This window comes from Bacteroides sp. MSB163, assembly GCF_036416795.1.
GTDB lineage: Bacteria > Bacteroidota > Bacteroidia > Bacteroidales > Bacteroidaceae > Bacteroides > Bacteroides maternus.
The window spans coordinates 6,366,420-6,386,944 of sequence record NZ_CP143867.1 but is presented as its reverse complement, the minus strand read 5'-3'; the positions used below and the strand labels follow the sequence as shown (position 1 = coordinate 6,386,944).

The 20,525-nt window shown below is 45.5% G+C and carries 10 protein-coding genes; 6 read left to right on the top strand and 4 right to left on the bottom strand.

Annotation, left to right across the window (positions count from 1 at the left end; all coding sequences use genetic code 11):
* Nucleotides 1-3: 3 nt before the first annotated feature.
* Both VYM24_RS25145 and VYM24_RS25140 read right to left on the bottom strand, forming a co-directional pair.
* A complete protein-coding gene (locus VYM24_RS25145; RefSeq protein WP_330941142.1) occupies nucleotides 4-3,210 on the bottom strand; it encodes a SusC/RagA family TonB-linked outer membrane protein in 3,207 nt (1,068 codons plus the stop codon).
* Between the two features lie 160 nt (nucleotides 3,211-3,370).
* Nucleotides 3,371-5,275, bottom strand: coding sequence for a hypothetical protein (locus VYM24_RS25140; protein ID WP_330941141.1), 1,905 nt, complete (start codon nucleotides 5,273-5,275; stop codon nucleotides 3,371-3,373).
* Between the two features lie 153 nt (nucleotides 5,276-5,428).
* Here VYM24_RS25140 and VYM24_RS25135 point away from each other — a divergent pair, with 153 nt between their 5' ends.
* Complete coding sequence (locus VYM24_RS25135) at nucleotides 5,429-6,781, top strand: MATE family efflux transporter (RefSeq protein WP_330941140.1); 1,353 nt, start codon at nucleotides 5,429-5,431, stop codon at nucleotides 6,779-6,781.
* Nucleotides 6,782-6,864: 83 nt separating this feature from the next.
* Complete coding sequence (locus VYM24_RS25130) at nucleotides 6,865-7,491, top strand: cytidylate kinase-like family protein (RefSeq protein WP_007218950.1); 627 nt, start codon at nucleotides 6,865-6,867, stop codon at nucleotides 7,489-7,491.
* 84 nt (nucleotides 7,492-7,575) lie between these two features.
* On the opposite strand, the gene VYM24_RS25125 is transcribed toward VYM24_RS25130, so the two are convergent.
* Nucleotides 7,576-9,237 (bottom strand): putative transporter, encoded by a 1,662-nt coding sequence (locus VYM24_RS25125; RefSeq protein ID WP_291553030.1) that lies wholly within the window; start codon nucleotides 9,235-9,237, stop codon nucleotides 7,576-7,578.
* A gap of 413 nt (nucleotides 9,238-9,650) precedes the next feature.
* Here VYM24_RS25125 and mutA point away from each other — a divergent pair, with 413 nt between their 5' ends.
* The 3 genes from mutA to VYM24_RS25110 all read left to right on the top strand — a co-directional run bounded on the left by mutA (nucleotide 9,651) and on the right by VYM24_RS25110 (nucleotide 17,336).
* Nucleotides 9,651-11,513, top strand: coding sequence for a methylmalonyl-CoA mutase small subunit (gene mutA / locus VYM24_RS25120; RefSeq protein ID WP_291553032.1), 1,863 nt, complete (start codon nucleotides 9,651-9,653; stop codon nucleotides 11,511-11,513).
* A gap of 86 nt (nucleotides 11,514-11,599) precedes the next feature.
* Nucleotides 11,600-13,753 carry a methylmalonyl-CoA mutase gene (scpA, locus tag VYM24_RS25115; protein WP_330941139.1) on the top strand — a complete coding sequence of 718 codons (2,154 nt, stop codon included), beginning with the start codon at nucleotides 11,600-11,602 and terminating at the stop codon, nucleotides 13,751-13,753.
* 217 nt (nucleotides 13,754-13,970) lie between these two features.
* The gene (locus VYM24_RS25110) at nucleotides 13,971-17,336 is read left to right on the top strand and encodes a glycosyl hydrolase family 28-related protein (RefSeq protein WP_330941138.1); all 3,366 of its coding nucleotides are present in this window, start codon (nucleotides 13,971-13,973) and stop codon (nucleotides 17,334-17,336) included.
* A 328-nt stretch (nucleotides 17,337-17,664) separates the two neighbouring features.
* On the opposite strand, the gene VYM24_RS25105 is transcribed toward VYM24_RS25110, so the two are convergent.
* Entirely contained in the window at nucleotides 17,665-18,102 is a 438-nt protein-coding gene (locus VYM24_RS25105) for a DUF6078 family protein (RefSeq protein ID WP_291553038.1), read from the bottom strand.
* A 127-nt stretch (nucleotides 18,103-18,229) separates the two neighbouring features.
* On the opposite strand from VYM24_RS25105, the gene VYM24_RS25100 reads away from it, so the two are divergent.
* A complete protein-coding gene (locus VYM24_RS25100; RefSeq protein WP_291553051.1) occupies nucleotides 18,230-20,443 on the top strand; it encodes a DNA topoisomerase 3 in 2,214 nt (737 codons plus the stop codon).
* Nucleotides 20,444-20,525 lie beyond the last annotated feature (82 nt).

The window sequence follows — 20,525 nt, the reverse complement described above, 5'->3', positions numbered from 1 at the left end:
TGATTAAAAGGTTACGTTTACACCAAATATATATTTTCTTGACAGCGGATAAGTATTGTAATCTGCACCTCTGAGCATCGGATTGGTACTATAGCTATTGGTATCCGGGTTGCCGACATAATCGGTAAAGGTATGCAGGTTTTCTACTGTTCCGTAAATCTTGGCTGCTTTGATTCCCAGGGCATTTAGCCATTTCTTGGGCATATTGTAGGCCAGGCTGACATTCTGAATACGTAAGAAGGTTGCGTCAAAGATTTCCAAATCTGTTCTGTGTAATTGTCCGTCCTGCTCGGAGTTGTCACCCAAACCGTAAGGAGTCGGTGTTTTCCCATCCCATGACATATCTACACCCAGTTCAGTAGGAATGGGGTTGCCGTTCGGATAATCTTCTTTGTAGCAGTGCAACCATCTTCTCAGTGTGTTGTTGGCACCATATTTACCGCCGGTATCCAGGTTACGGGCACCAATCCAAAGTACATTACCGCCAATCTGTCCGCGCAGGAATATGCTCAACTCGAAGTCCTTATAAGTAAATCTGTTGGTGAAACCGAACATCACGTCAGGTTCATTTGAACCGTAAGCTACTCTGTCGTCATTGTCGATAGAACCACTTTCGTCAACGTCTACGTATTTCACGTTACCGGGTCTCTGCTTTTTACCTTTTACGGTAGGAACCAATGGTTTGTTGGGATTATAACGCCCGTCAGCGCCTACTTCGAAGTCAGCTTCCGTTAGCAGACCGTCTGTGAGGTAGGTATAGAATTGAGAAATAGGACCTCCTACTTTTGTGATGAACTGTGCGTTCCATGCATCGGTGATGATTTCATCGTTTCCACCTAAATCCAGTACCTTGTTCTTGTTTCCGGAAAGGTTTAGTGTGCTCGACCATTTGAATGATCTTGTATTGATATTGGTTGTTGTCAGGTCAATTTCCCAACCACGGTTCTCAATGGAAGCCAGATTTGTGCGCATACTGTTGAAGCCGGTAGCGGCGGGGAGCTGCAAATTATACAGCAAGTCGTCCGTGCGGTTAATGTAATAGTCTACGTTCAACTGTATGCGGTTTTTGAATAGGGAGAGGTCGAAACCGAAGTCAAATGCTTTGGTCGTTTCCCATTTCAAATCTGAGTTGGCATAGTTAGTCGGGTAGATGGCTATTTGTGAAGTATTTCCGTAAGCGACATTTCCGGTAGTGAAAGTAGAAACATAGTCACTGTAGCCGATACGGTCGTTACCGGACATACCCCAGGAAGCACGGAGCTTTAATAGAGAGATGAACTCTACATCTTTCATAAATTCTTCACTGTTGATTTTCCATCCGGCAGATACGGAGGGGAAAGTAGCCCAGCGATTGGAAGGACCGAAACGGGAAGAACCGTCACGACGCATGGATGCAGATACTAAGTATTTATCATCATAATTGTAGCTTAAACGACCGAAAAGAGAAGCTGTGCGAACGATGTTCTTCAGGGTACTGGCCTGACTTGGAGTGGCGCCTTGGTTCAAGGTCGGAACGTTATCCAACGGGAAGTCGGTAGCTTTCATATCGGCAGTATAGATGCTGCGGTTTTCTATACTCTGTCCTAACAATACATTCATCTGATGTTTTTTCCAGAGAGTAAAGTCATAGCTCAATGTATTCTGCCATCCGGTACGACTGCCGGAGATCACTTTACTTGAAGCAGTAGCGCTCTTGACAGACATTTTCTGCACGTCGAGCGGGAGGAAATATTCATCGATGCGGTTTTCAGAACTATAGTTGAACATAGACTTGAACGTCAGTCCTTTGATGATATTCGCCTCCACCCATGATGCAACATCGAAGTTCTTGATATTTCTGCTGTCGGTAACTTGTCTGAGGCGTTCGTATGGGTTAACGTCATCCTTTCTGAATTTGCTGAAGCCTAACGAGCGGGTACCTTCGTTGATACCGATAGTAGGAATCATGGTCAGGGCAGTCATGATGACTTTATCCTTACCTTCAGACTCACCTCTGTCTTGTGAGGAAATGGTAGGAGCAAAATTCACACCGGCTTTGATGTGCTTGTTAATGTTCATGGAAGCGTTGATACGGAAGTTGAAACGTTCGTATCCGGTATGTTTTACGATACCTTCCTGGTTCAGGTATCCGGCAGAGGCATAGATAGAATATTTGTCGCCTTTGCTGGAAACCGATACCTGGTGACTGTGGGTGAAAGCGGTCTGGAGAATGGCGTCAATCCAATCTGTCTGAGGAAGGTCGGAACGCAATGTCCAGTCGGCTGTGTCGGAATTAGGGTTCAACAACCAGTCCGGGTTTACGCGGTCACCGCTCGGACGGTCTTTATTGGGGGTATCCAGTGTATTGTTGCCGTCTTTTTGCAGCCACATCGCATTTTTCAGATACAGGTTGTATGCCATCCATTCTTTAGGAGACATCATTTCGGGCAGGCCCACGGCGTTCTGGAAACCTAAGTATGATTCCCATTTAACGACGGGAGCACCTTTCTGAGCCTGTTTGGTCTCAATCAGGATTACACCGGCAGAACCGCGTGCACCATAGATAGAAGTGGCTGCCGCATCTTTCAATACTTGGATAGATGCTACGTCGGAAGGGTTCACATTGCTCATATTTTCGGTGATGACTCCATCCACTACAATGAGGGGATTGGAAGAACCGTTGATAGAGCTGACACCACGTACGGTAATCTGCATTTCTTCACTCGGAATACCACTGCTGGTCTGAGTTTGCACACCGGCCAACTGACCGGAGAGGGCGTCACTCAGATTTGTGACCGGACGTCCTTCAATGGCTTCGGAGGTCATCTTGGATACGGAAGTCGTCAGATTACTTTTCTTTACGGAGCCGTATCCCACTACCACTACCTCGTCCAATGACTGAGAGTCTTCTTCTAATGTTACTTTCAAATTTGTACTCCCGTTGAGGGCTACTGTTTTGTCTTTGTAGCCAATGAAAGAGATGGTTACTGTGGCCTTGTTGCTTTTTACATTTAAGGTAAAGTTTCCGTCAATGTCGCTGATTGTACCGTTTCCTGGTACACCTTTTTCTACGATGTTGGCACCGATAATGGCTTCACCCGACGGGTCTGTTACAACACCGGTAACTTTTACTTGTGCCCAAGTAAAACTACAGAAGCATAGAAGGAGTAAAGTCACCCAAAGTCGGGATTTTCCTTCCACACGTTTTGAGAGTGTGATTCTGTTTTCCATAAATTAAATTTTTTAGATACTATTAATTTCTTTAAATATGCATAAAGCAAGTTTGTTTTTCATTCGCAAAAGTAGCCGATGGGCTAGGAAGGGATATGGAAAATTGTTTCAAAACCTATAAAAAAGGTCTCAAACGACCGTTTTTCCCAGCTTTGGTACGTTATTCCAATTCCCAGCTTTTTGTACCTTCCGGGGTGTGGAACAGGAGTACGTTACTATTGGCTTTTTGCTCCATATACTTGCTTTGAGATATGTATTCGGTATTCAGTTTTACAGGATTTCCATTCAGTTTATACTGTCCGTTATAGGCTGTTTCAGGGGAAAAGAATGTCAGTTCCAGTGTATGTCCCTGTAGGTTGGTATATGAAATTCCCGGAGTTTCACTCGTTTCATAGTCGCCGGAACAGTTAAACTTTACCTTTTCGCGGATATCATTGGCTAAATTTTCCAGTTCAGCTTTCATATCTCCCCGGGCATCTTTGTATTGTTCGGTGATTTCAGTCGTTTCCAGTACCCAGGAGCCTCTGCGACGCTTCTTGTCTTTAAGAATGAGAACATCGTGTGCTTTTATATCATACTTGCCGCCGGAAATTTCAAAAGCCCATTCTTCCGGAGTAGCGAAAGCGAACATCATGGAACCTGTGTGACACAATATCCATTGCAATCCGTTGATCTTCTTCACCATTCTCTTTTTTATGCCTTTGCGGCTGAATGGTACGTACATCTGATAGAAATGGGGGATATTCATATAGTTTTCTGCAACATTATATACGCCAATGGCACTTTTTTCGTATCCGAAGACACGGTGATAAGGATTCTCCCCATACCCCAGCTTGTTGGAATGTGTCTGATAAATCTGAGGGCGTTCGGGGTTATCGTGGCACACACTGAATACGGATGCTTCCGAATTATCCGATTGCCAGACAAGATGTATGTTCTTAGTCTCTTTAAATGCGTAGGTGTATTGGAAATCTTTCAGTTTATCAGGAAAAGCTTCCACTGTCTGGGTGGATAAACCGTAATTCGGACTTTGATAAGTGTAGCGGCAATAGTAATGCTTGCTGTCTATCCGTAAAGCTTTGAAATCGTAAGGATAGCTTTTCGAGTTATTCAGAGCTTGTAGGAAAGGGAGTGGTTTTACAGTACGTTCGTAGGCCAGCCAGAAGTTGAAACAGCCGAAATTGTCTCTGTTTGCAGCTTCACGGAGGATGATACGCTCATCAGGGCTACCGTAGAATAACCAGGTTAGCTGAACGATCTGTACGCCGGTGCTCAAATTACCCGTATATAAGTTCTTCCAACCTTTACAACGGGGAGGGTTGGCACAATACAGGCCTTGATTCCAGGGTAACAGCAATTGTGCCACAATATGGTGGTAAGCGGCTAAAGCACTTTTACGTATCTCCTCATTTTTAGAGAACTCGGCAAGCATCCTGATATATTGAAGATTGGTTCCTAGATAGGTAAAAGCATCTGCTTCAGGACAGTTATGAGTGATGAATTGCTTTAATGTATGTACGATTCTGTCATGCAGAAATTCTTTTAGCTGGACAGAGGTTTTGCCGTCGGCATCTGTAAAGTCAGGCCATTCTTCGGCGCAGAGCAATCCGCTGGTCTGATGCATGAGTTTCATATTCAGCGTACCGTTATCTCTGGTATATTTACCTATTTCCATAAAGGCTTTAATTTTTTCTCGCAGCGAATCCGGCATTTTTTCTTTGGTGAGCATGTAGCCGTGCATGGTGGCATGGGCAAAGAAATCCATATCGGAACCGGAGTTATAGAACGCTTTCACATGTTCCAACTGGTATTGATACATTTCGGTTAGTTTTTCTATGGCTTTTTCCTTTTCATAGTCACGCCATAAGCGGGCGAAGTAGAAAGGCGACACATATTTTATATTACCGTTGGCCACCGGTTGGGTCTGTAACATCTGGTCGATGAGTGAATGACCGCGTTCTTCATAAGTAGAACCGTGCATATAGGCTATCTGGGCATTTACGGCACTTGCAAAAAGAAGTCCAGCCAACAGAAAAATAAAGTGGTGATAAGATAGAGTTTTCATGTATTTCCGTATTTAGAGGACAAATGTAAATGCGAATTCTTTTTAGAGGTATGAAAATCGTCTTCTATTTTAGTAAAATCATCTCTTTCTCGTCTTCTTTTGTTTGCTTGCAGGAAAATCAGTACCTTTGCGCCCTGAAAAAAGGAAATAGGTATGACAGGACAAAAGGCACCCACAGCGTTGGGAACAGAAAAGATTGGAAAACTACTGATGCAATATGCAGTGCCGGCAATTATCGCTATGACGGCATCTTCCTTATATAATATGGTGGATAGCATTTTTATCGGTCACGGAGTGGGCACAATGGCTATTTCGGGATTGGCACTAACTTTCCCTCTAATGAATCTTGCGGCAGCATTCGGTTCGTTGGTGGGAGTGGGGGCCTCTACGTTGGTTTCCGTAAAGTTAGGGCAGAAAGACTACGATACGGCTCAACGGATATTAGGTAATGTGCTTGTCCTGAATATAGTTCTGGGATTAACATTTACGGTAGTGACGATGATATTTCTCGATCCTATCCTTTATTTCTTTGGTGGTAGTGATGAGACCGTGAAGTATGCCCGCGAATATATGCAGATCATTTTGCTTGGTAATGTGGTCACTCACCTTTATCTGGGTTTGAATGCCGTGCTCCGATCTTCCGGACATCCGCAAAAGGCGATGTATGCCACAATTGCTACGGTAATCATTAATACGATACTCGACCCTGTATTCATCTATGGTTTTGGCTGGGGTATCCGTGGAGCTGCTATTGCCACTATCATTGCACAAATCATTTCACTGATGTGGCAATTTAAGATATTCAGTAACAAAGATGAACTCTTGCACTTCCATCGCGGCATTTTCCGCTTGCGTCGTAAGATTGTAATGGATTCGCTTGCTATCGGTATGTCCCCTTTCCTGATGAACCTGGCGGCATGTTTTATTGTGATTGTTATCAATCAAGGGCTGAAGCGCTATGGAGGAGATTTATCCATTGGCGCATTCGGTATTGTCAATCGACTGGTATTTATATTTGTGATGATTGTGATGGGACTGAATCAGGGCATGCAGCCCATTGCTGGATATAACTTTGGTGCCCAGCAATACGCTCGTGTCTCCCGGGTGTTGAAACTGACAATTATCTTTGCTACAGTTGTTACAACTTCCGGTTTTCTGATGGGAATGCTTGTGCCTGATCTGGTGGTTTCTATATTTACTTCCGATGAAGAACTGATAGCAATTTCGGCACGTGGTTTGCGGATTGTAGTGATGTTTTTCCCCATTATAGGTTTCCAGATGGTGACATCCAACTTTTTCCAGAGTATCGGAATGGCGAGTAAGGCTATTTTCCTTTCTCTTACGCGCCAGATGCTTTTTCTGCTTCCGGCATTGATAATCCTACCCCATTTCTTTGGTGCGGCAGGTGTGTGGTATAGTATGCCATTCTCCGATTTACTTGCCAGCTTGGTAGCACTGGTAATGTTGGTAAGGCAGTTCCGTAAATTCAAGAGAGCGGAAGGATAAGGTGAAAAACGTGTGACTTTTTTTGTTTCTTTCCTATAAATCCTTACTTTTGCTATCAGTAAACCAATATTTAGATTGAAGCTATGAATAAGAAATTCGTTGTGAACATCGGTCGCCAATTGGGAAGCGGCGGAAAGGAGATAGGGGAGAAGTTGGCAGCCCGCTTGGGCATTGATTTCTATGATAAGGAGTTGATAACTCTGGCTTCCAAGGAGAGTGGCCTCTGTCGTGAATTTTTTGAGAAAGCTGATGAGCGTGCTTCGCAGGGAATCATCGGCGGACTTTTCGGTATGCGTTTCCCTTTTGTGGGAGATGGTGCCTTACCTACCCAGAATTGTCTTAGTAATGACGCGCTTTTCAAAGTGCAGAGTGATGTGATCCGTCAGCTGGCCTCTGAGAAGTCTTGTCTTTTTGTAGGTCGTTGTGCCGATTATATTCTTCGGGAGCATCCCCGTTGCGCCAATATCTTTATTTCTGCCTCGCATGAGGCGCGTGTTGCCCGTCTTTGCGCTATGCATCACATTTCGGAAGAAGAGGCGGAAAATATGATGAGTAAGGCAGATAAAAAACGTTCGGAGTATTACAATTATTATAGTTACAAGACATGGGGAGCTGCGGCAACTTATCATCTCTGCATTGATTCTTCGGTGCTGGGAATTGAGAAGACAATAGATTTTGTGGAGGAGTTTGTGAGACTCAAAATCAAGTGAAGCGGAATTATTATTTATAATCGATGAAATAAAAAAGAGAGGTCATGTTCGCATGACCTCTCTTTTGCTTAAATACAGCTTGCATTACATCATTGTCAACAATATCATTTGTCCCGCTAGAATACGCAGGAACATTGTCAGCGGATAAACCGTAGAATAGCCTACTGCCGGAGCGTCATTACCGGATGCCTGGTTGGCATACGCCAATGCTGGAGGGTCTGTATTACTACCTGCAATCAATCCCATTAAAGTGAAGTAGTTCACTTTACAATAGAAGCGGGCAATCATACCGATAATCAGTAAAGGAATTACGGTAATCAGGAAGCCATAACCTACGTATGATAATCCGGAGCCTTCTACTACGGTTTGTACAAAGTGCTCACCGGCCTCAATACCTACACTGGCAAGGAAAAGCACAATACCGATCTCGCGCAGCATCAGGTTGGCACTCATGGTTGTATAAGTCACTAGTTTCAACTTATGTCCGAATCGTCCGATAAGAATAGCAACCACCAACGGACCACCTGCCAAACCGAGTTTTACCGGAGTAGGTATACCCGGGAAAGCGATAGGAAGACTACCCAGCAGAATACCCAGGAAGATACCCACGAAGATAGTCACAATGTTCGGTGTATCCAGGCGTTTCAACTGGTTACCCAATACACCGGCAACCCGTTCTACAGCATCTTGCTGACCCACGACCATAACACGGTCACCTACTTGCAATATTAGGTTCGGATCGGCAAACAGGTCCATACCGGAACGGTTGATACGGGTTACATTCACTCCATACATACTACGGAAATGCAGGCTACCCAATTTCTTACCGTTGATTTCGGATTTAGTCACTAATATACGGCGTGAAACCATTGGCATATCTTGTTTTTCCCAGTCCACTTGAATTTCTTTACCGATGAAAGCGATTACCGCTTCGGCATCTTCCTCGGAACATACGATGAATACCTGGTCTCCGATATGAAATTCTGTATCTTGGTTGGGGATGCTGACATGTCCCTCGTGGCGTATGCGTGAACATACAAAAGGACGTCCCATAAACTCTTTGATCTGGAGGAGCTTCTTTCCGTCGATAGATTCATTACGAACTTCCAGATGCAACATGTGTGGCATGTGTTTCATATCAGAAGTCTGTGTAGAGAGTTCGTCTTCTTCCTTTTTCAGGTTCACCCGGCAGATGTAGCGGATAGCAATAATAGAACCGATGATACCGACAACACCGAGCGGATAAGCGCAGGCATATCCCAATGCGATGGGGTCACCTGTGTAGTTCAGTTGGTTCAATGCTTCCTGTGCGGCACCCAAACCCGGAGTATTGGTGACTGCACCGTAAAGGATACCTACCATCATGGGGAGGTCGATTCCTCCGTCGATGAAGTAAATGCCTAAAGCTACTGCAATATTCAGTACTACAATACCTACTGCAAGCATATTCAGTGTCATGCCTCCTTTCTTAAATGAAGAGAAGAACGACGGTCCTACTTGCAGACCGATGCAGAATACAAATAGAATTAATCCGAATTCGCGGATGAAATGCAGAATATGTGTCTCACCCGTAAAGCCGAAATGTCCCATCAGGATACCTGTAAAAAGCACAAATGTGACTCCAAGTGATATCCCGAAAATTTTGATCTTGCCCAAAAGCACGCCGACAGATATTACGAATGCATATAAGCATACGATATGGGCGACGGAGGCAGGGTCCCATAACAAACTCTCTAACCAATCCATAGTTACTTTTGTTTACCTTTTTTATTTACTCATTGAAATTTCGCGCAAAGGTAGGCATTAAAAGGGAGCTGGCAAAGGGTTTCCGGGAGTTTTTATTTTAGTTGCTTTGAGAGGGCTGACTATCTGTCTGCACCGTATCTGGAATGCGCTTGCCCCGTACCTGCTCCGTAGCTTCTTCGGTTAGAGTCACCTTTGACCGAAGAAGCTACGGAGCAGGTACGGCCCGGATACGTTTCGGGTACAGTCCGATTTCGGAGGAATTGAACACTATCCTTTCAGAATGTCAAACTCCATGCGAATTTTACTTAAAAATCCTTGTTATTATAACTTATTGAGTATATTTGCAAGTCCTATTTTTCGACAAATAGGTAAGTGAAGAGATTACTTAATTATCTTTTTAATTAAAATAAACTATGGCAGACAGTAAAGAAAAACTCTTCTCAGACTTTGCACCCGCCACTACCGAACAGTGGATGGACAAAGTTACAGCTGACCTGAAAGGCGCTGATTTTGAGAAGAAACTCGTTTGGAAAACAAACGAAGGATTCAAGGTGAAACCTTTCTACCGCATGGAAGACCTCGAAGGACTGAAAACGACGGATGCACTTCCCGGTGAATTTCCTTACCTCAGAGGCACCAAGAAAGACAACAACGAATGGCTGGTACGCCAGGAAATCAAGGTGGAATGCCCGAAGGAAGCTAACGCGAAAGCGCTGGATATTCTGAATAAAGGTGTAGATTCACTGGCGTTCCGTGTGAAGGCGAAAGAACTCGATGCCGAATACATCGAAACATTGCTCGAAGGTATCTGTGCCGAGTGTGTGGAACTGAACTTCTACACGTGCCAGGGACATGTGGTGGAACTTGCGGAAATCCTGGTGGCATATTTCCAAAAGAAAGGATATGACCTGACGAAATTGCAAGGTTCTATCGGCTACGACTTCTTCGACAAGATGCTGGCCAAAGGTAAAGAAAAGGGCGATATGCTGGCAACAGCCAAAGCCTTGATTGAAGCAACCGATGCTCTGCCGGAATACCGTGTACTGAATGTAACGGCTCTGACGCTGAATAATGCCGGTTCTTATATCTATCAGGAATTGGGTTATGCTCTTGCCTGGGGTAATGAATATCTGAATCAACTGACTGAAGCCGGAGTTCCTGCTGCTGTAGTTGCCAGGAAGATTAAATTTAATTTCGGTATCAGTTCCAACTATTTCCTTGAAATAGCTAAGTTCCGTGCCGCCCGTATGTTGTGGGCAAACATTGTGGCTTCATACGATGCGGAGGCTAAATGTGCTGCCAAGATGCGTGTTCACGCTGAGACTTCTACATTCAACCTTACTTTGTTCGATGCTCATGTGAACTTGCTGCGTACGCAGACAGAAGCCATGAGCGCTGCTTTGGGCGGTGTAGACTCAATGACTGTGAGCCCGTTCAACAAAACGTATGCAATTCCTGATGAATTCTCTGAACGTATGGCACGCAATCAGCAGCTGTTGCTGAAAGAAGAGTCTCACTTTGATAAGGTGATTGATCCTGCTGCCGGTTCTTATTATATTGAAAACCTGACTGTATCCATCGCTAAACAAGCATGGGAACTCTTCCTCGCGGTAGAAGAAGAAGGTGGTTTCTATGCAGCAATAAAAGCAGGTAAGGTACAGGCTGCCGTGAACGAAAGCAACAAGACCCGTCATAAAGCAGTTGCTCAGCGTCGCGAAGTATTGTTGGGTACCAATCAGTTCCCGAACTTCAATGAAAAGGCAGGTGAGAAGAAACCACTTGAAGCTGCTTGCTGCTGCGGTGGTCACGCCACTTGCGAAAAAGATGTTCCGGCATTGAATTTCGACCGTGCTGCCAGTGAATTTGAAGCTTTGCGTCTCGAAACGGAAGCTTCCGGCAAGCGTCCGAAAGCATTTATGTTGACTATCGGTAATCTGGCTATGCGTCAGGCACGTGCTCAGTTCTCTTGCAATTTCCTGGCTTGTGCCGGATATGAGGTGATTGACAACCTTGGTTTCCCCACCGTGGAAGCCGGTATAGAGGCCGCCATGGCTGCCAAGGCTGACATCGTGGTATTGTGTTCGAGTGATGATGAATATGCAGAGTATGCTGTTCCTGCCTTCAAGGCTTTGGATGGCCGTGCCATATTTATCGTAGCCGGCGCTCCTGCCAACATGGAAGAACTGAAGGCTGCCGGTATCGAGAACTTTATCCATGTTCGCGTTAACGTGTTGGAAACGCTGAGAGAATACAATAAGATATTAATGAAGAATTAAGAATTAAGAATGAAGAATTTGGCTGCGCTATAACGCCGCATGGTAATTCTTCATTCTTCATTCTTCATTCTTAATTTCATATAACGATGAGAAAAGATTTTAAGAACTTAGATATATATGCCGCATTTCAGCCTGCAAACGGTGCTGAATGGCAAAAGGCTAACGGCATCCATGCTGATTGGAAAACGCCGGAACACATTGAAGTGAAGCCTGTTTATACAAAGGAAGACCTGGAAGGCATGGAACATCTGGGCTATGCTGCCGGTTTGCCTCCTTACCTGCGTGGTCCGTACTCTGTGATGTACACGCTGCGGCCCTGGACGATCCGCCAGTATGCCGGATTCTCTACTGCTGAAGAGTCAAATGCATTCTATCGCCGTAACTTGGCTTCCGGGCAGAAAGGTTTGTCCGTTGCCTTCGATTTGGCTACACACCGCGGTTACGACCCTGACCACGAACGTGTGGTAGGTGACGTAGGTAAAGCCGGTGTATCTATTTGCTCACTGGAAAACATGAAGGTTCTTTTTGATGGTATTCCTTTGAACAAGATGTCTGTATCCATGACAATGAATGGTGCTGTTCTTCCGATTCTTGCGTTTTATATTAACGCCGGTCTGGAACAAGGGGCTAAGTTGGAAGAAATGGCCGGTACTATCCAGAATGATATTCTGAAAGAGTTCATGGTGCGTAATACCTATATTTACCCGCCTGCATTCTCCATGAAGATTATTTCCGATATATTCGAGTATACTTCTCAGAAGATGCCGAAGTTCAACTCTATCTCTATCTCCGGTTACCACATGCAGGAAGCGGGAGCTACGGCGGACATCGAGTTGGCTTATACATTGGCCGACGGTCTTGAATACCTCCGTGCAGGTGTTGCCGCTGGTATCGACATTGACGCTTTTGCTCCGCGCCTGTCTTTCTTCTGGGCTATCGGTACAAACCACTTCATGGAAATTGCCAAGATGCGTGCTGCACGTATGCTTTGGGCGAAGATTGTGAAACAGTTCAATCCGAAGAACCCGAAATCTCTGGCTCTGCGTACACACTCTCAGACTTCGGGCTGGTCACTGACCGAGCAAGATCCGTTTAACAATGTGGGTCGTACCTGTATCGAGGCTATGGCTGCCGCGCTGGGACATACTCAGTCTTTGCACACCAATGCGCTTGACGAGGCTATTGCGTTGCCGACGGACTTCTCTGCACGTATTGCGCGTAACACTCAGATTTATATTCAGGAAGAAACTTACATTTGCAAGAATGTTGACCCATGGGGTGGTTCTTACTATGTAGAGTCTCTGACAAACGAACTGGCCCATAAGGCTTGGGAACTTATCCAGGAAGTTGAAAAACTGGGTGGTATGGCGAAAGCTATCGAGACCGGTATTCCTAAGATGCGTATCGAAGAAGCTGCCGCACGTACGCAGGCCCGTATCGACTCCGGTTCTCAGACTATCGTGGGTGTGAACAAGTATCGCTTGGAGAAAGAAGCTCCGATTGATATCCTTGAGATCGACAATACGGCAGTTCGTCTGGAACAGATTGAGAACCTGAAGCGTCTGAAAGAAGGACGTAATGAAACTGAAGTGCAGAAAGCATTGGAGGCTATCACCAAATGCGTGGAAACCAAGGAAGGTAACTTGCTGGAATTGGCAGTGGAAGCTGCCCGTGTTCGCGCTACATTGGGAGAGATCTCTTATGCTTGCGAAAAGATTGTAGGACGTTATAAAGCAATAATCAGAACTATATCAGGCGTGTATTCATCAGAAAGTAAGAATGACAGTGACTTCAAGCGTGCTTGCGAGTTGACTGAAAAGTTTGCGAAGAAGGAGGGACGTCAGCCCCGTATTATGGTTGCCAAGATGGGTCAGGACGGTCACGACCGTGGTGCTAAGGTTGTAGCTACCGGATATGCCGACTGTGGTTTCGATGTGGATATGGGACCATTGTTCCAGACTCCTGCCGAAGCTGCCCGCGAGGCTGTTGAAAATGACGTTCACGTAGTGGGCGTGTCTTCTCTGGCTGCCGGGCATAAGACATTGGTTCCGCAGATCATCGAAGAGTTGAAGAAACTGGGCCGTGAGGATATCATCGTAATTGCCGGTGGTGTAATTCCTGCACAGGATTATGATTTCCTCTATAAGGCCGGTGTAGCTGCTATCTTTGGTCCCGGTACTCCGGTTGCCAAGGCTGCTTGCCAGATTCTGGAAATCCTGATGGATGAGGAAGAAGTTTAAGAAGTGAATAAGGCGCTGAGGCGCTAAAGTAATAGGCGGACTGCAGGTATTTTTATGCTTGCAGTCCGTTTTCTTTTGCTTTTATCTCTGATTTTAAGTATATGCGCGAATTTTAGTTCGTTTTTAATTCCATATTAATTCTTCCATTAACGATTCTCCCACATCTTTGTGCTGTTACAGTTCTATCTAAGAACCATAATCTAATAATTTATATGGCATGAAGAAATTACTACTTTTTTGTGTTTTGGCTTTGTTAGCCTCATGTGTACAGGCACAGTCTGACGACAAACCTGCTAACTGGCAATTGATTGCGTCGGATGATTATCCGGCGGAAGATGTGGGAGTGGCGACTTATACCGTGACTACCGATTTCGGTGCTGACCCTACCGGTGCGAAAGATTCGCAGAGTGCTTTTCAAACAGCTTTGAGTAAGCTGGGTGAAAACCGTCGGGGTGGTACGCTCTTTGTTCCGGCAGGACGTTACCGTATCTCCGGGAAATTATTCATTCCTACCGGAGTGACCATGCGTGGTGAGTGGAAACGTCCGGTGAAGGGAAAACCGGTTGAGGGAACGATACTGATGGTAGATATGAAAGGAGGTTCTGAAACAGAATCAAATGCGTTTATTACGATGGAACCCTCCACGGCATTAACCCATCTGAACATTTGGTATCCGCATCAGGACCCGGACAAGATAACCCCTTATCCACCCACAATACTGTACGGACGTGATGGTGTATGGGGAAATGATTATTGCAATGTACGGCATGTCACGCTGGTGAACTCTTATAGCGGTATCGTGCTGTCGAGGAAGAATGGAGGTGGCTGTCCCAATATTTATGATGTGTACGGTACCCCGTTATTCCGTGGTATCGAGATTGACAATATAGCTGACGTCGGTCGTTTCGAGTGGATACACTTCTCGCCCGACTATTGGGCCGGCTCCGGTCTGGAAGGAGCGCCGGGAGTGGGAGGCGCTTATGCTGACTGGATATACAGGAACGGAACAGGTATTGTGATGCGTCGTAATGACTGGTCGTATACCTGCTATGTAGATATCGAGGGGTACAATAAAGGGTTCCGTACCGGAGTTTCCTTAGCGGGAGACGGTGCGCCGAACGGACATAATTATGGATTTACTTTGCGGAACTGCAAGACGGGTATTTATGCGGACGGTACTTCGTCGGCAGGTATCATGTTCACTCGTGTTCATATTGAAGATTGCGAGAGAGGAGTAGTAGTCACTTCCTCCAGCACCGGACCTGTGCAGCTTTACGGATGTGAGATTTCAGCTTCTGATGAAGCTGTATTGATGGAGGAAGGAGTTTCCGCCAAGCTGATGATGCAACAATGCACAGTAAATAAAGGTGCTGTGAATAGTTTAGGTGGTGATTTAATGGCTTCGGATACGGACTTCAATAATGATGCTCCGCAGATTTACATCGGTTCCGATGCTCGTACAATACTGACGGGCAATCGTTTTGCAAAGACGGCAGAAGTGAAGAATCAGTCTTTATTTGAATGCCGCATTGACCACACGCCTGTCGAGACAAAACCTTTGCCGGATTTTCCTGAAATGAAAGTACCCGAAACCAAACCCGATCGTCTGGCTTTATATAATGTACTTGATTTTGGTGCCGAGCCGTTTGTTGTCACGTTTAATGCCAATTCAAGCAGTTCGTGGCTCCAGATAGATATCAGTTGGGGACTGCAAGAAGGCAAGGATAATACGGAGGCTATCCAGAAAGCGATGGACAAGGCGGCCAGTGAAGGAGGAGGTATTGTTTACTTGCCGGGCGGACGTTATAAGGTACTGGGTAACTTGACGGTTCCTACAGGTGTAGAATTACGGGGAGCCTCTGATTTTGCGACTGTTCCGCAAGGGCAAGGAAGCATCCTTGAAGCCTATGCAGGACGTGGGCAGGAACAAGGGCAGCCTTTCCTGAAACTTTCGGAAGGCAGTGGTTTGCGCGGCTTGACAGTTGACTATCCGGAACAGGTAACTTCCAGTTTGCCCACAGTGACTAAATATCCCTATTGCATTCAGGTGACGGGAAAAGATGCATATATCGTGAATGTAGGGTTGAGAGCCGCATACAACGGTGTGGACTTGTTTACTTATCAATGTGACAATCACTATGTGGATTATCTTGCCGGACACGTTTTCATGAATGCTGTCCGTATTGGTGGTGGCTCGGAAGGTGGTCGGGTTTGCAACCTGCAGTTCAATTCTATAGTATATGCTTGTGGTTCGGAAACTAAGTTCGGTTCATGGCCCAATAGTCTTGCTGCGGATCAAAGTAAGGCTTATCGGCAGAACCAGACAGAACTGCGTTTCATCATAGTGGGAGACTGCCGCAATCAGATTTTATACAACGACTTCCATTACGGAGGTTTCGAAGGCATTGTCTTTCAGGCTGATGAGGGAAAGGCTGCATCCGGCCGTTCTTTGGGATTGGGTGTAGACGGTTCTTGGAATTCTGTTGTCTATGAAGCTCTGGATCCGGCAGGCTTCGATATGATAAACACCCAGTTAGTAGCCCTTGAAGGAGACAAATCCGTTTATTCGGAAACTCGTTTCCTGGCTACCAAGGCGGATTTCACCGGTGAAGTTACGCTGTTTGGTGCTGATTTTTGGGGAAGCGCTAAACATGGTATAGTGGTTGAAAACGGAAAACTTAATCTGAATCTGGCTAACTTCAGCTCATCCGGGCAGACGTCTTTCATAAATTTGCCGGAGTCGACCGGCGCTGTCACGTTGCATAATGCAGTGGTCAATACGAGAGATGATCTTATTTTTGCCAGTAGCGGACACGAGAAACAGGCGGCTGTGACATCTACCGTAACTGATGTGGCTGCTGCGGTAGCTGATAAGTTGGGTGTATGGGAGAACAATTTGCCAATAGCTCCCGTTTTCACGGCAACGGATGTATTGCTTTCCCGTACGAAGTGGACCATCACTGCCAGTACAAATAATTCCAATGCTCCTAAAGCCATCGACGACGATGCGGCTACACGCTGGGATACGAACGCTCCGCAGGAATCGGGACAATGGGTGATAGTGGATATGCAGTCGGCACATAAACTGAACCGCATTATTTTGGATACATCAAAGAGTCCGGGTGATGGTCCTGCGGGTTGTGAGGTGTATTTGAATACTGGTATAGACGGTGCTTGGAAACGGGTTGCCTCAGGAAAGAATGCGGGAGCAGTACAAATTATCTCTTTTCCGGCAGAGGAAGCCTCGAAATTCCGGATCGTGCAGACGGGAAGCAAAGGGAATTACTGGTCGATTCATGAACTTTACGCAGCTTGCGTAGATGAAATCGAGACAGGAATCTCACCGGAAGTTGCTTCACCCGTCGGAGAATTATATTATTACAATCAACAGTTATCATGGAGCGGTTTGGACAGTAATGAGAATACGAAGATTGAAATTATTGATTTATCGGGACGGCGGGTGCTATTACAGCAAACAAACGATAATTATCTGAGATTACCCAGTATGCAGAATGGCTTTTATATTGTCATAGCTACCAATGGAGCGGATGTGCTGAGGAAGAAAATATTCTTCAAGGATTAAGGTTGCTGGTTTTATTGGTGAAAGGGCTTTTTGCTTAGTGTGCTAATTATTAGTGTGTTGCATTTACATCCTATTTGCATCCTGATGTAAAAGCCTTTACCGCTGGATGTAACGACCTTTACCACTTATTGTAACGCTCTTTACCTCGGTATGTAACGACCTTTACCTCGGTATGTAAATGGAGTTACCATTTGGGGTAAACCAAGTTACCATGAAAAGAAACAGCCGTGTCCTCGTAAGGTGAAATTCATTCACCTGCCGGGGCACGGCTGTTAGTTTGTAAGATGCTGCTTGCCTGTCCGTTGTATGCCGGACGACAGTCGCCTTGCTACCAGTTATATTCTTCTACATAGCTATCAAAATACTCTTCCTGTTGCAAGCCCAATTTCCTGGCCAGCGTCGTCACTCTTTGTTGTTCGGCAGGCGACAGTAAAGTTTCTCCTTTCCGTTTTTGATAATATCGTCTGATTCCCCAACTGCCTATCAGCCCGTAGCGGAACGTTCCTGATGCGCTGACAGCCAGTGCTTCCGTGGTGCGGACAAAACCTTTGGCATAGCGCACTTTTTGGTTGGAACGGTAATATTCGCACTTTCCTGCCATGGCTTCAATTGTTTTCGGGTTCAGTGTAGGTGGAAAAGTAACACTTGCCGGAGTATGGTTATACGCAATCCGGCGTAGGCAAGTGTCGGCATGAGGGCAATCTGCTGTCGCGCACAGACCAAAGTTATGGGGAACTCTTGAATAATCGAATGATTCTTTTTCCATTGTGTTTTCAATTTAATGATTGTGCGCAAAGGTACGATATATATATGAGGAATTTTTGACATCTTGCAAATAAATTTGTTTCTGTTTTCAGTTTGCATTACCTTTGCCAAACTAAAAAAAGAGATGAATGATAGTTTGTATTGCCGAAAAGCCCTCTGTGGCGCGTGACATAGCTGATGTATTAGGAGCGAAAGATAGGAGAGACGGATACATTGAAGGGAACGGATACCAGGTGACTTGGACATTCGGTCATCTCTGTACGCTTAAAGAGCCGCACGAATATACTCCGAACTGGAAATCATGGAGTCTGGGAAGCCTTCCCATGATACCGCCCCGCTTTGGAATTAAGCTCATCAGCAATCCCACTTACGAAAAACAATTCCATACGATAGAAGCCCTCATGCAGAAAGCCGATATGATCATCAACTGTGGTGATGCCGGGCAGGAGGGAGAATTGATTCAGCGTTGGGTGATGCAAAAAGCCGGGGCACGCTGTCCGGTGAAGCGGCTGTGGATTTCGTCATTGACGGAAGAGGCCATCCGTGAAGGTTTTGCCAAACTGAAAGATGCTTCTGACTTTCAGCCTTTGTATGAGGCCGGATTATCCCGTGCTATCGGTGACTGGTTGCTGGGAATGAATGCTACGCGACTTTATACCATGAAGTATGGGCAGAACAAACAAGTTCTCTCCATCGGACGTGTGCAGACCCCTACACTGGCACTCATCGTAAACCGCCAGTTGGAGATACAGAATTTCGTCCCCAAGCAATATTGGGAATTGAAGACGGTATATCGGGATACTACCTTCGCCGCCATAATCAGGAAGAGTGAAGAAGAACTGATTCTGGAAGCAGAGAAAAATAAGGAAGCTATTGCTGCCGGAAAGAAACCCAAGAAGGAAGAGGAAAACCGGGGAATAGACCCCATTGCCAGTCAGGAACAAGGTATGGCTCTGCTGGAACAAATCAGAAACTCTCCTTTTACAATTACGGATGTCTCCAAGAAAGAAGGGAAAGAAGCTCCACCCCGTCTTTTTGATTTGACTTCCCTACAAGTGGAATGTAATAAGAAGTTTGCTTATTCTGCTGATGAAACTCTGAAAATCATTCAGTCATTATATGAGAAGAAGGTGGCTACCTATCCGCGTGTAGATACCACTTACCTGAGTGATGATATTTACCCGAAATGTCCGGGCATTCTGAAAGGATTGCGTGACTACGCTGCATTTACGACACCTCTGGATGGTAATACTTTGCTGAAATCAAAAAAAGTTTTTGATAATTCAAAGGTAACGGATCACCATGCTATTATCCCTACAGGGCAATATCCGCAGAACCTGACGGATATGGAACGTCGCGTATTCGATCTGATAGCGCGTCGTTTTATTGCAGTGTTCTATCCGGATTGTAAGTTTGCCACTACTACGGTATTGGGTGCGGTTGAGGAGATTGAATTCAAGACTACCGGTAAGCAGATTCTGGAACCGGGATGGAGAGTTATATTCGGAACTCCGGGGACACAGTCGCAAGAAGAAAAAGACCCGGGAGAAGAAGAGAATGTATTACCTGCTTTTGTGAAAGGTGAAAGCGGACCCCATGTACCTGATTTATATGAGAAGTGGACGCAACCGCCTCGTCCTTATACAGAGGCTACCTTGTTGCGTGCCATGGAAACCGCAGGTAAACTGGTGGATAACGATGAATTGCGGGATGCCTTGAAAGAGAATGGCATCGGCAGGCCGTCTACGCGTGCGGCAATTATTGAGACTTTGTTCAAGCGCAATTATATCCGCAAGGAAAAGAAAAACCTGATTGCCACACCCACAGGTGTCGAACTTATTCAGATTATCCATGAAGAACTGTTGAAGTCTGCCGAACTGACAGGTATCTGGGAGAAGAAGCTCCGGGAGATTGAAAAGAAAACATATAATGCTGCACAATTTCTTGAGGAGCTGAAGCAGATGGTTTCCGAAGTTGTGATGAGTGTGCTTTCAGATAACAGTAACCGACATATTACGATTGTGCAGGCTGTGCAGGAAGCGACTGTCGGTGATAAGAACGGGAAAGCTGCTAAAGAAAAAGCTGCTTCCAAGCCTAAGCGTCAGAGTAAGCCGCGGAAAAAGGCTGCTGAAGCTAAACCGGTCACACCGGTTGCTGGTGCTTCGCAGACAGGGAATATTCAGGCAGATGTAGCTCAAACAAGTTCTGCTCAAACAGATTCTGTTGAGGGACAAGTTTGTCCGTTGTGCGGCAAAGGAACCATTATTAAAGGTAAAACCGCTTACGGTTGCTCCGAATGGAAGAACGGATGTACGTTTCGTCAGGCGTTTGATTCGGAATAAGGATACAGATAGTCTGAAAGGCTCTTAGAGCATCAGGCTATCTGAGCTTTCTGCAAATGTAACGAGAAGGGATGAAAGATAC

Bases quoted from the DNA above. Each gene is read 5' to 3' on its own strand.
- VYM24_RS25145 (WP_330941142.1), bottom strand. From the start codon at position 3,210: ATGGAAAACAGAATCACACTCTCAAAACGTGTGGAAGGAAAATCCCGA.
- VYM24_RS25140 (WP_330941141.1), bottom strand. From the start codon at position 5,275: ATGAAAACTCTATCTTATCACCACTTTATTTTTCTGTTGGCTGGACTT.
- VYM24_RS25135 (WP_330941140.1), top strand. From the start codon at position 5,429: ATGACAGGACAAAAGGCACCCACAGCGTTGGGAACAGAAAAGATTGGA.
- VYM24_RS25130 (WP_007218950.1), top strand. From the start codon at position 6,865: ATGAATAAGAAATTCGTTGTGAACATCGGTCGCCAATTGGGAAGCGGC.
- VYM24_RS25125 (WP_291553030.1), bottom strand. From the start codon at position 9,237: ATGGATTGGTTAGAGAGTTTGTTATGGGACCCTGCCTCCGTCGCCCAT.
- mutA (WP_291553032.1), top strand. From the start codon at position 9,651: ATGGCAGACAGTAAAGAAAAACTCTTCTCAGACTTTGCACCCGCCACT.
- scpA (WP_330941139.1), top strand. From the start codon at position 11,600: ATGAGAAAAGATTTTAAGAACTTAGATATATATGCCGCATTTCAGCCT.
- VYM24_RS25110 (WP_330941138.1), top strand. From the start codon at position 13,971: ATGAAGAAATTACTACTTTTTTGTGTTTTGGCTTTGTTAGCCTCATGT.
- VYM24_RS25105 (WP_291553038.1), bottom strand. From the start codon at position 18,102: ATGGAAAAAGAATCATTCGATTATTCAAGAGTTCCCCATAACTTTGGT.
- VYM24_RS25100 (WP_291553051.1), top strand. From the start codon at position 18,230: ATGATAGTTTGTATTGCCGAAAAGCCCTCTGTGGCGCGTGACATAGCT.